The organism is Seleniivibrio sp. (assembly GCF_021209385.1).
Classification (GTDB): Bacteria; Chrysiogenota; Deferribacteres; order Deferribacterales; family Geovibrionaceae; genus Seleniivibrio.
Map to the genome: position 1 here is coordinate 74,443 of NZ_JAJOIL010000037.1, position 10,489 is coordinate 84,931.

Genomic DNA, 10,489 nt, shown 5'->3' on the forward strand with positions numbered 1-10,489 from the left:
ACCGCTCTTTCAACTAACGTATGAATATATATTCATTCGTTTGAGGGTAATATGGAAGACAGAATAGTATGCGAAAAGAACTGTAATCATGACGAAAACCTTGTCTGTCTGGCAAAATCGGCAATGCTGCCCGATTCAGACGTTCAGCGTCTCGCCGAAATGTTCAAAATACTCGGTGACCCCACTCGTATAAAAATCCTCCACTCGCTCACGGGACGCGAGCTTTGCGTCTGCGACCTTGCGGAAACACTCGGCATGGGTCAGTCTGCTATTTCTCATCAGCTCAGGATGCTGAAAAGCTACCGTCTGGTGAAATACAGAAAAGAAGGAAAAGAAGTTATATATTCTCTGGACGATGCACACATACTCGGGCTTCTGTGCATGGGTCTGGACCACATAAATCATCAGTAAGGAGCCTGAATATGTCAGATAAGGAAAGTTGCGGATGCTGCTGCTGTCATCCGAACGAACAGGAACACAAAGAGGAAGAGATGCCGGAAGGCGGGGTTCAGTCCGTTTTCCGAATAGAGGGACTGGACTGCGCAGACTGCGCCGCAAAACTGGAAGCTGCGGTGAAAAAGATGGATAATGTTCTTTTCGCCCGTTTAAGCTTCACATCGGCAACACTCACAGTGCGCCACAATACAACTTCCGCCGCAATAATGCGTACCGTCAAACAGGCGGGTTATAAAGCGATATCATCCGACGGGAGCGACGACGGACACAGCTCTTCGTGGCTTAAAAACCACAAAACAATAGGAACAATACTTTCGGGACTGTTCCTGATCCCCGCATTAATCTTTGACAGCACGCCCCTTTTTGTTGCTGCGATGTTCGCAGGCGGCTGGCATGTTGCACTTACAGGCATGTACAGCCTTCGCAAAAGGATAATGGACACCAATCTGCTGATGCTCATAGCTGCCATAGGTGCGGGAGCAATAGGTCAGTGGAGCGAAGGCGCGACAGTCGTATTTCTGTTCTCACTGGGCAACGCCCTCCAGTCATACACAATGGACAGAACAAGGCGTTCCATCCGCTCGCTCATGGAAAAAGCACCCAACGAAGCTGTGGTTATCCGCGGCGGATATGAAGAAAAACTCCACGTCGACAACATTAACGTCGGCGACGTGATACTCGTAAAACCCGGCGAGAAGATCGCCATGGACGGCGACGTGGTCAGCGGCTTTTCTGCTGTTAATCAAGCTTCCATAACAGGCGAATCCGTTCCTGCTGAAAAACAGACAGGGGATTCCGTGTATGCCGGAACCCTGAACACCACAGGAACACTGAACATAAAAGTCACCCGTCTGGCGGCGGATTCGACCATCAGCCGCATCATGAACATGGTGGAGGAAGCGCAAGCGCAGAAAGCACCTATGCAGACACTGGTGGACAAATTCGCCGCGTGGTACACACCCGCTGTCATAGTTGCGGCAGTGCTTATAGTGGCGGTTCCGGTGCTTCTGTTCGGGCAAAGCTTTGACGAATGGTTTTACAGGGCGCTGGTGCTTCTTGTAATCTCCTGTCCGTGTGCGCTTGTGATATCCACACCAGTATCAATAGTTTCCGCCATCGGCAACGCATCCAAACGCGGCGTACTTATAAAGGGCGGAATATTCCTTGAGCAAATGAGCCGCATAAAAGCGATAGCGTTTGATAAAACCGGAACACTTACATCCGGTAAGCCTGTGCTGACTGACATTTACGCGGTGAACGGCAACGAAGCCGAACTTAAAATACTCGCGGCATCGGTGGAAAGATTCTCCGAACACCCGCTGGCACATTCCATAGCGACATCAGTTGAGCGCGAAGCACTGAAACATGCAGACAATTTCGCCGCACTCCCCGGAATGGGCGCTAAGGCGGACATAGACGGCAAAACCTTCTATGTGGGCAGTAAAAAACTTTTCAGCGGACTTGCGGAAGCATATAAAGCGGAACAGGAAAAGCTTGAACAGCAGGGCAAAACAGTTGTTTTCGCAGGAACCGATAAAGAGATACTCGGATATATGGCACTTGCAGACGTTCTGCGGGACGGCGGGAAAGAAGCCGTTCGAGAGCTTAAAAACGGCGGTATAGAATGTGTCGCCATGCTGACAGGTGACAACAGACGGGCGGCGGGCATGATAGCGGAAAAACTTGAGCTTGACGCTTGCTACAGCGAACTTCTCCCCGAAGACAAAACAGCGGCGCTTAAACCCCTTGCGGAAAAATACGGCAAGGTTGCCATGGTGGGCGACGGCGTGAACGACGCTCCGGCACTTGCAACAGCGGATATAGGGATAGCTATGGGTGCGGCTGGAACCGATGCGGCGCTTGAAACTGCGGACATAACCCTAATGTCAGACGACATAGGCAAACTGCCCTATCTGATGCGGTTGAGCAGAAAGACAGTCGCAGTCATAAAACAGAATATAACCTTCTCAGTGCTGATAAAGTTCATATTTATAGTCGGTACTTTCGCTGGGATAACAAACCTCTGGCTGGCGGTATTCGCCGACACAGGGGCATCTATACTGGTCACTTTGAACGGTATGAGGCTGGTAAGAGAAATAAAGTAAAACCAGAAAAGGCGGTCACCCGACCGCCTTTTTTTATAAAACCATACCACCAGAAACCTCTATTCTTACTCCATTTATCCATTTTGATTCCGGAGACAACAGAGCAACAACTGCGCCGCCGATATCATCGGGCAGACCGACGCGACCGAGCGCCGTGACAGAAGCCACATGGTCGTTCACCTGTTTATTGTCGCGCACAACGCCGCCGCCGAAATCTGTCTCGATTGCTCCTGGGGCAAGCACAACAACGCTGATGCCTCTTGCTCCTAGTTCTTTCGCCATGTAGCGTGTCAATGTTTCAACACCGCCCTTCATGGTGCCGTATGCGCTGTAACCGGGCATACAGAACCTTGCCAGACCGGACGAAATGTTCATGATGCGTCCGCCGTCTTTTATAAGAGGCAGAAGTTTCTGCGACAGGAAAAATGGAGCTTTTAAGTGTATATCCACCAGCAGGTCGAACTGTTCCTCTGTGGTCTCCGCAAAGGGGGCATTTATGCCTATTCCTGCATTATTCACCAGATTATCGAATGATACGGCATCGAAAACATCAGACAGCACCTTTTTAACCGAATCGGCGAATCCGGCAAACGTTCCGCTTTTTGAAACGTCGAGCTGGAGCGCCGCCGCCTTTCTGCCGAGTTTGTTCACTTCGGCGACAACCGCCTCTGCTTCGTCTTTTTTGCTGTTATATGTGAGAATTATGTCGTGACCACGCTCTGCAAGTTTGAGCGCCATGTTTTTTCCAAGTCCGCGGCTTCCGCCAGTTATGAGTGTTATCATTAGAAGCACCTCGCAATGAATTTTATATATAATAATCCCTGCGACGGCATATTTGAAGGCACATAGATGTTAAATGCTTGCCTGATTCTGCAAATTGAAACAAAAAAGGCGGTCAGAAGACCGCCTTTGATTTATCTCAGCACTGCACCAAATTCTTTGGTCAGATTATCTATCATCTTCTGGAGCTGTGCGTTTGTCTCCTCATCCGTCAGAGTTCTGTCGGATGCGGTGAAATACACGCGATATGTGCGGCTCTCCCTGCCCTCTTCTATGCCCTTTCCGGCATAAACGTCGAACAGGAAAGCGTCTTCAGCAAGCTTGCTGGTACCTTTTATACAGTTTATCATGTCAACGGAAGCTGTTGAACGGTCAACCACAACGGAAATATCCTTGTAAACAGACGGAAACTTGCTGAAATCCGCAAATTTATACTGGAATATCGCGTTTTCAATCATTTCTTCCATATCTATCTCGAACAGCACGACATTCTCGCGAATGTCAGCTTCGTCGGCAACTGCGGGGTGAAGTCACCGATGAAACCGATGGATCTGCCGCCAACAACTATTTCTGCCGCTTTGCCTGGGTGAAGGAAGTGTCTGTCACTTCTGACATATTCAGCCTTTATCTTGTATGCGTTCAGCACGTTTTCAAGTACACCTTTAAGAGCGAAGAAAGGTTCTATCGCTTTCGGTGCCGCCCAGCTCATCGACCAGAAATCGCCTGCAACAGCCGCCGCAAACTTCATACGCTGTTCGGGCAGCCTGTCAGTCTTTGTGAATGACGAAGCGAACTCGAAGAAGCGAGCCTGTTTGAAGCCGTTGTTAAGGTTATATTTTATAGTAGCCAGAAGCCCGGGGAACACAAATGTTCTCATAGTATTCATGTCTTCTGATATGGGGTTCAGAAGTTTCACAAACTTGGCTTCGTCGTCGAACAGTTTAAGGAAATCGTCCTTCATGAACGAGTAGTTTATCGCCTCGTTGAAACCCATTGTCTTCATCTGATAACCGATGTCGCGTCTTGCGGTGAGCAGTCTGCTCATGGGTTTTGAATCGGCATCTATGCGTGGGAGCGTTGTGGGGATATTGTCATATCCGTACATTCTCGCAACCTCTTCCGCGATATCCTGATCGGACACGATATCCACTCTGTATGAAGGTGCTGTAACGGTCACGGAAGTGCCGTTGACAACAGGATTCAGGTGCAGATCGGACAGTATTTTAACAATTTGTTCGTCTGATATGGACGTACCCAGATAGCCGTTTATCCATTTGGTATCAACAGTGACCTTTTTCTCTGCTGGTTCGGCATATTCGCCGAGTTTTCCATTGCAAACCTTACCGCCCGCAACCTCCTGAAGAAGGTACGCGGCGTAGTCAACCATCTTAACCGGGTTCGCAGGGTCTGCGCCCCTTTCATATCTGTATGCGGCATCGGAAGTCATTCCGAGTTTTCTTGCTGTTTTTCTTGTCTGTTTCGGCTCGAAATATGCACATTCAAGGAACACGTCTTTGGTGTCGTTGCTGATACCGGAGTGTTCTCCGCCCATTACACCTGCAAGAGCCAATATCTTCTTTTCATCGGTGATAAGGAGCATTTCCTCATTGAAAGTGCGCTCTTTTTCGTCCAGCAGAAGAAGTTTTTCGCCCGCTTTCGCGTTGCGGATGATTATCTTTCCGTCAATCTCACGCAGGTCGAATGTATGGAGCGGCTGACCGTATTCAAACATTACATAGTTTGTAACGTCAACAACGTTGCTGATGGGACGCACGCCCACAGCACGCAGGCGGTTCTGCATCCAAACGGGTGAAGGACCAATTTTAACGTCTTTTATCACTCTGCCCATGTATGTTGGGCAAGCCTCTTTATTCTCAATTACAACTCCGCCGTAATTCTCGGCTTTGTCGTCAGTTTCCGCAAGATTCCAGCTTCTTTCTTTCAGCTTGAGACCGTAAAGCGCCGCTATCTCCCTTGCATAGCCCACCATGCTGAGGCAGTCCGCCCTGTTGGGGGTAATGCCTATCTCCATAACGGTGTCGGGAAGACCAAGGTAATCGTTGACATCCATTCCCGCCTCAAGGTGGTCAGGAAGTATCATGATGCCGTCATGGTCGTCGGAAATGCCTATTTCATCTTCCGCGCATATCATACCGGAAGATTCAGTACCGCGTATTTTTGCTTTTTTTATCTTGAATCCGCCCGGCAATTCAGCGCCTATCTTGGCAAAAACAACCGTCTGTCCGGCTCTTACGTTGGGTGCGCCGCACACCACCTGATATTCTGCGTCGCCTGTTGAAACAACACAGAGGGACAGTTTGTCCGCATCGGGGTGTTTTTCGCATTTAAGAACTTTTGCCACGACAACGTTTTCAAGTCTGCTTTTGGTTTCAACGGATTCAACTTCAAGTCCCGCCATTGTAAGTTTAGCGGCAAGCTCCTGCATGTCGATTCCGGTTGTATCTACAAATTCGTTTATCCAATTGATGCTTATCTTCATTTTGTGCCTCCGCCTTAAAACTGCCTTAAAAATTTCAGGTTGTTCTCAAAGAATGAGCGAAGGTCGCCGATGCCGTATTTAAGCATGGTTATGCGCTCGATGCCCATTCCGAAGGCGAAGCCGCTGTATACGCTTGTATCGTAACCCGCGTGTTTGAAAACCTCGTTATTCACCATTCCGCATCCAAGAATTTCAAGCCAGCCTGTGCCTTTGCACACGCGGCATCCTTTCTGTCCGCAGATAACACAGCCCATGTCAACCTCTGCACTGGGTTCTGTGAAGGGAAAGAAGCTGGGACGGAAACGCACGGGAATGTCTTTCCCGAACATGCGCTGGATGAACTCCGTAAGCGTGCCTTTCAGGTCGCCGAAGGTTACGCCCTTGTCCACGAGAAGACCTTCCACCTGATGAAACATAGGTGTGTGGGTCAGGTCATAGTCGCATCTGTAAACCTTTCCGGGGGCGATGATCTTCACAGGGGGTTCCTGTGCCTGCATCGTCCTTGCCTGAACGGGTGAAGTATGTGTACGCAGAAGGATATCCTCGGATATGTAGAACGTATCCTGCATGTCCCTCGCGGGGTGTTCTTTGGGGATGTTGAGCATTTCAAAGTTGAACTGATCGGATTCCGCCTCGGGTCCCACAGCCACTTCAAAGCCCATGGATGTAAATATATTAACTATTTCATAGTAAACGGACATTATGGGGTGGATGCTTCCGCTGACCAGAGGAAGACCGGACATGGTTATGTCCAGAGATTCGCCCGTAAGTTTTGCAGAAAGCTCCGCCTGCGCAAGCTTTTTCTCCTGCGCTTCATACTGAGCTTCAAAAGAGTTGCGAAGCTCGCCAATCATCATTCCGAACTCTTTTTTCTGTTCGTTGGGGACGTCTTTGAGCTGTTTGCTGAGTTCGCTTATGATACCTTTTTTGCCGAGGTATTTGACTTTTACCTCATAAAGCTGCTGTGTGGAGGTAGCCTGCGCAATCTCCGTTTCAAACTGTCTGATAGAATTCAAATCGACTTGCATGTATTTTCTCCCTTAGGGATTGTAGGCAGATGGATTAGACCGCTTCGCAAATGCTCGCGGAGACGAATAGATGTCTTTGCGAGGAAGGTATACCTGACGAAGCAATCTCTCTTTAATTTTTTACACAGCTCCAAGCCCTCTTGAGGCTGTATAAAAAAGGGGAGCTTTTGGCTCCCCTCTGTTTTAGCTTAATCAGGCTTTAACCTGCTTGCAAAGCTGTTCAAATTCAGCGGGGCTTTTAACCGCCATATCGGCAAGGACTTTTCTGTCCAGCTCGATACCGTGTTTTTTCAGACCGCCCATAAATGCACTGTAGCTGAGTCCGTGCTGGCGAACTGCGGCATTGATACGGATGATCCACAGTTTTCTGAAATCACGTTTTTTCTGTTTTCTGCCTGCGAAGGCAAAGTTAAGCGCACGCTCAACTGCCTCACGGCTCTTTTTGTAGACGTTATTAATCTGTCCTCTGAAACCTTTGGAGCGTTTCAGCCACTCTTTTCTTCTTCTGCGGGTTTTAAAACCGCCTTTAGCTCTTGGCACTGTTAACCTCCTTAATCCTTACATATAGGGCAGCAAAATTTTAATATTCTGCGCATCTTTGCCCTCAAGGATGGTGGATTGGCGCAGCGCACGCTTACGTTTCGTAGTCTTTTTAGTCAGAATGTGTCTGAGACTACATTTCTTTGCTTTAACTTTGCCGCTTCCGGTAATTTTAAACCTTTTTGCGGCGCCCTTATGGGTCTTCATTTTTGGCATTTAGAAAACTCCTCTAAATTAGTTTCCAGCCTGAGACGCAATAGGTGAAATCATCATGATTTGCTGTTTACCCATCATCTCTGGTTTCTGGTCAACGACACCGACGTCTGCGACGTCTGCCTTGACTTTATTAAGTAATTCCAGTCCTGCTTCCTGAAACATCATCTCGCGTCCTCTGTATCTAAGGACTACTTTGACCTTGTCTCCGGCTTCAAGGAACTTGCGTACCGCCTTCAGCTTGACGTTATAGTCATGTTCCTCAATTTTCGGACGGAATTTAACTTCCTTTGTGTCCACTTGATTCTGGCGTTGTTTTTTTCTGGCTTCCCTGTCCTTTTTCTCTTTTTCAAATTTGAATTTACCGTAGTCCATGACACGGCAGACAGGAGGTTTCGCCGTGGGAGCAACCTCAACAAGGTCAAGCCCGGCTTTGTCAGCCAGCTTTAAAGCCTCGTCTATGGAACACACGCCATATTGTGTCCCGTCATCCAAAACAAGCCTTACCTCTTTATGGGGAATAGCTTCATTAATCCGTTCTTTGTCCACACTGGGACCGAATTTGCCGCCGACCTTTATATATCACCTCCAGAGGTTTAATGTCTTATTTTGGTCAAGCTCTTTTAATACACTAATGTACTCTGAAAAAGCAAGCTCATTTTTTGTTTCTCCGTTACGCAAACGCACGGAAATAAGATTTTCATCCATCTCTTTCTGACCGATGATTATCATATGGGGAATCTTCTCAAGCTGCGCCTCGCGGATCTTGAATCCGACCTTCTCGTTGCGGAAGTCTGAATCCACACGGAAGCCTTCTGCTTTCAGCTTTGCTACCAATTCTTTGCAGTAATCAAGCTGCCCGTCTGTGATGTTTATCACGCGTACCTGCACAGGGGATATCCAGAAAGGGAAATTACCTGCGAAGTGTTCAGTAAGAACACCGATGAATCTGTCAACAGAACCGAGAATAACTCTGTGGAGCATAACGGGTCTGTGTTTCTGTCCGTCCTCGCCTATATAGTTGAGGTCGAAGCGTTCGGGCAGGTTGAAGTCAACCTGAATTGTAGCACACTGCCAGAAGCGCCCAATGGCATCCTTAAGCTTGATATCAATCTTGGGACCATAGAAAGCGCCATCGCCCTCGTTTATCTCATAGGGCAATCCCTTGACTTTCAGAGCATTAAAAAGAGCGTTTGTCGCTTTTTCCCAGTTTTCAACGGAACCGATGAATTTTTCGGGGCGGGTTGAAACCTCAATTTCAAACTCGAACCCGAAGATGCTCATCACATCGTTCACAAAATCTATGATACCAACAATTTCGTCGTTGAGCTGTTCAGGTGTACAGAGGATGTGTGCATCATCCTGGGTGAACGCGCGCACACGCATAAGCCCGTGAAGAACGCCGGATTTCTCGTGGCGGTGAACAGTACCAAGCTCGAAATAACGCTGGGGCAGGTCGCGGTAGCTTCTCATTTCGGACTTGAACACCATCATGTGAGCAAGGCAGTTCATAGGTTTAACGCCGAATGCCACGTCGTCGATGGTTGTGAAATACATATTCTCGCGGTAGTTGTCATAGTGACCGGAAAGTTTCCACAGATCCTGTTTAAGTATCTGGGGACCGTACACTATTTCGTATCCGCGTTTGAGGTGCTCCTTGCGTTCAAATTCTTCCAGAGTGGCACGAAGCGCGCCGCCGCGGGGGAGATATATGGGGAATCCTGCGCCAACTTCGTCCTCTATGGTGAACAGCTTAAGCTGTTTGCCAAGCTTACGGTGATCGCGTTTTTTCGCCTCTTCCAGCATGTTCAGGTATGCGTCAAGCTCATCTTTTTTGAACCAGCTTGTGCCGTAGATACGCTGAAGCATCTTGTTCTTTTCATCGCCGCGCCAGTATGCCCCCGCAACGGAAAGCAGTTTGAAATGCTTAATGCGTTTGGTGTTGTCAAGGTGCGGTCCGCGGCAGAGGTCGGTGAAGTCGCCCTGAGTGTAGAGAGAAACATGATCCTCGCCGATGATGTCGATGAGTTCAAGTTTATAGCTCTCGTTTGCGAACTCTTTTCTCGCTTCGTCCGCCGTAACGTCACGGCGGCGGCAGGGCAAAGCCTCTGCGGCTATTTTTGTCATCTCTTTTTCGATGGCTTCGAGGTCTTCAGGTGTGAATTTTTTATCACCCATGTCGAAGTCATAGTAAAAGCCGTCTTTGATAACGGGACCGATGGTCACTTTCGCTTCTTTAAAGAGCCTCTGAACAGCCTGCGCCATAAGGTGCGCTGTTGAGTGGCGGAGAATTTCAAGTGCTTCCGTGTCTTTTTCCGTTATGATTCTAACTTTATCGTTATCGCCGACTTGGGCGTAAATATCAACAAGTTTGCCGTTCACTTCTGCGGCGAGAGCGTTCTTCGCCAGTCCTTTGCTGATGGTGTTTGCTACGTCGAAAGCGGTTGCACCGGCTTCGAGTTCAAGCTTTGCGCCATCGGGAAGATAAATATTCATAATGGTCTCCCTATGGGTATTAGAGCGATAAAGTATAATTATTATCACTTTTTTTGTCAACATATTAGGGAGGAATATAATAAAGAATAAAAATAAAAAAAGTGAAAAAAGTTTCTTGACATTTATTTGGTGTTCATGTAATTTCTGTTTCTCGCAAGGCCGAGGTGGTGGAACTGGTAGACACGCAGGACTAAGGATCCTGTGGGCGTCAAAGCCTGTGGGGGTTCGAGTCCCCCTCTCGGCATACGAAAAAAAGCTCAGCATTTGCTGGGCTTTTTTATTTTCACATGCACATATTATTTACCTTTACTCGACCATTGTTTATATTGGAATCGCATTCCATATTAAACGTTATTAAGTACAATTAACAT

Annotated in this window: 10 protein-coding genes and 1 tRNA gene; 3 read left to right on the forward strand and 8 right to left on the reverse strand. The window is 48.1% G+C overall.

Annotation, left to right across the window (positions count from 1 at the left end):
* Positions 1-51: 51 nt before the first annotated feature.
* Positions 52-411, forward strand: coding sequence for a metalloregulator ArsR/SmtB family transcription factor (locus tag LRY47_RS12500; RefSeq protein WP_295225943.1), 360 nt, complete (start codon positions 52-54; stop codon positions 409-411).
* An 11-nt stretch (positions 412-422) separates the two neighbouring features.
* A complete protein-coding gene (locus tag LRY47_RS12505; protein ID WP_295225945.1) occupies positions 423-2,561 on the forward strand; it encodes a cation-translocating P-type ATPase in 2,139 nt (712 codons plus the stop codon).
* A 33-nt stretch (positions 2,562-2,594) separates the two neighbouring features.
* Here the strand turns inward: LRY47_RS12505 and LRY47_RS12510 are convergent, their stop codons facing one another.
* From LRY47_RS12510 to thrS, 8 genes are all read right to left on the reverse strand, one after another.
* A complete protein-coding gene (locus tag LRY47_RS12510) occupies positions 2,595-3,344 on the reverse strand; it encodes an SDR family oxidoreductase (RefSeq protein WP_295225947.1) in 750 nt (249 codons plus the stop codon).
* 131 nt (positions 3,345-3,475) lie between these two features.
* Positions 3,476-3,808, reverse strand: a complete 333-nt coding sequence (locus LRY47_RS12515; RefSeq protein ID WP_295225949.1) for a hypothetical protein — start codon at positions 3,806-3,808, stop codon at positions 3,476-3,478.
* Between the two features lie 2 nt (positions 3,809-3,810).
* Positions 3,811-5,841 (reverse strand): phenylalanine--tRNA ligase subunit beta, encoded by a 2,031-nt coding sequence (gene pheT / locus LRY47_RS12520; protein WP_295225951.1) that lies wholly within the window; start codon positions 5,839-5,841, stop codon positions 3,811-3,813.
* 14 nt (positions 5,842-5,855) lie between these two features.
* Entirely contained in the window at positions 5,856-6,869 is a 1,014-nt protein-coding gene (gene pheS, locus LRY47_RS12525; protein WP_295225953.1) for a phenylalanine--tRNA ligase subunit alpha, read from the reverse strand.
* Positions 6,870-7,061: 192 nt separating this feature from the next.
* Positions 7,062-7,409: a 50S ribosomal protein L20 gene (gene rplT, locus LRY47_RS12530; protein ID WP_295225955.1), complete on the reverse strand. Its 348-nt coding sequence runs from the start codon at positions 7,407-7,409 to the stop codon at positions 7,062-7,064.
* 18 nt (positions 7,410-7,427) lie between these two features.
* Positions 7,428-7,625: a 50S ribosomal protein L35 gene (gene rpmI, locus LRY47_RS12535; RefSeq protein ID WP_295225957.1), complete on the reverse strand. Its 198-nt coding sequence runs from the start codon at positions 7,623-7,625 to the stop codon at positions 7,428-7,430.
* Positions 7,626-7,643: 18 nt separating this feature from the next.
* A complete protein-coding gene (gene infC, locus LRY47_RS12540) occupies positions 7,644-8,171 on the reverse strand; it encodes a translation initiation factor IF-3 (protein WP_295225959.1) in 528 nt (175 codons plus the stop codon).
* A 33-nt stretch (positions 8,172-8,204) separates the two neighbouring features.
* Positions 8,205-10,118, reverse strand: a complete 1,914-nt coding sequence (gene thrS / locus LRY47_RS12545; protein ID WP_295225961.1) for a threonine--tRNA ligase — start codon at positions 10,116-10,118, stop codon at positions 8,205-8,207.
* A gap of 158 nt (positions 10,119-10,276) precedes the next feature.
* On the opposite strand from thrS, the gene LRY47_RS12550 reads away from it, so the two are divergent.
* A tRNA-Leu gene (locus tag LRY47_RS12550) sits at positions 10,277-10,362 on the forward strand.
* Positions 10,363-10,489 lie beyond the last annotated feature (127 nt).

Excerpts from the sequence above, each read along its gene's own strand:
- LRY47_RS12500 (WP_295225943.1), top strand. The coding sequence starts at position 52 with ATGGAAGACAGAATAGTATGCGAAAAGAACTGTAATCATGACGAAAAC.
- LRY47_RS12505 (WP_295225945.1), top strand. The coding sequence starts at position 423 with ATGTCAGATAAGGAAAGTTGCGGATGCTGCTGCTGTCATCCGAACGAA.
- LRY47_RS12510 (WP_295225947.1), bottom strand. The coding sequence starts at position 3,344 with ATGATAACACTCATAACTGGCGGAAGCCGCGGACTTGGAAAAAACATG.
- LRY47_RS12515 (WP_295225949.1), bottom strand. The coding sequence starts at position 3,808 with ATGGAAGAAATGATTGAAAACGCGATATTCCAGTATAAATTTGCGGAT.
- pheT (WP_295225951.1), bottom strand. The coding sequence starts at position 5,841 with ATGAAGATAAGCATCAATTGGATAAACGAATTTGTAGATACAACCGGA.
- pheS (WP_295225953.1), bottom strand. The coding sequence starts at position 6,869 with ATGCAAGTCGATTTGAATTCTATCAGACAGTTTGAAACGGAGATTGCG.
- rpmI (WP_295225957.1), bottom strand. The coding sequence starts at position 7,625 with ATGCCAAAAATGAAGACCCATAAGGGCGCCGCAAAAAGGTTTAAAATT.
- thrS (WP_295225961.1), bottom strand. The coding sequence starts at position 10,118 with ATGAATATTTATCTTCCCGATGGCGCAAAGCTTGAACTCGAAGCCGGT.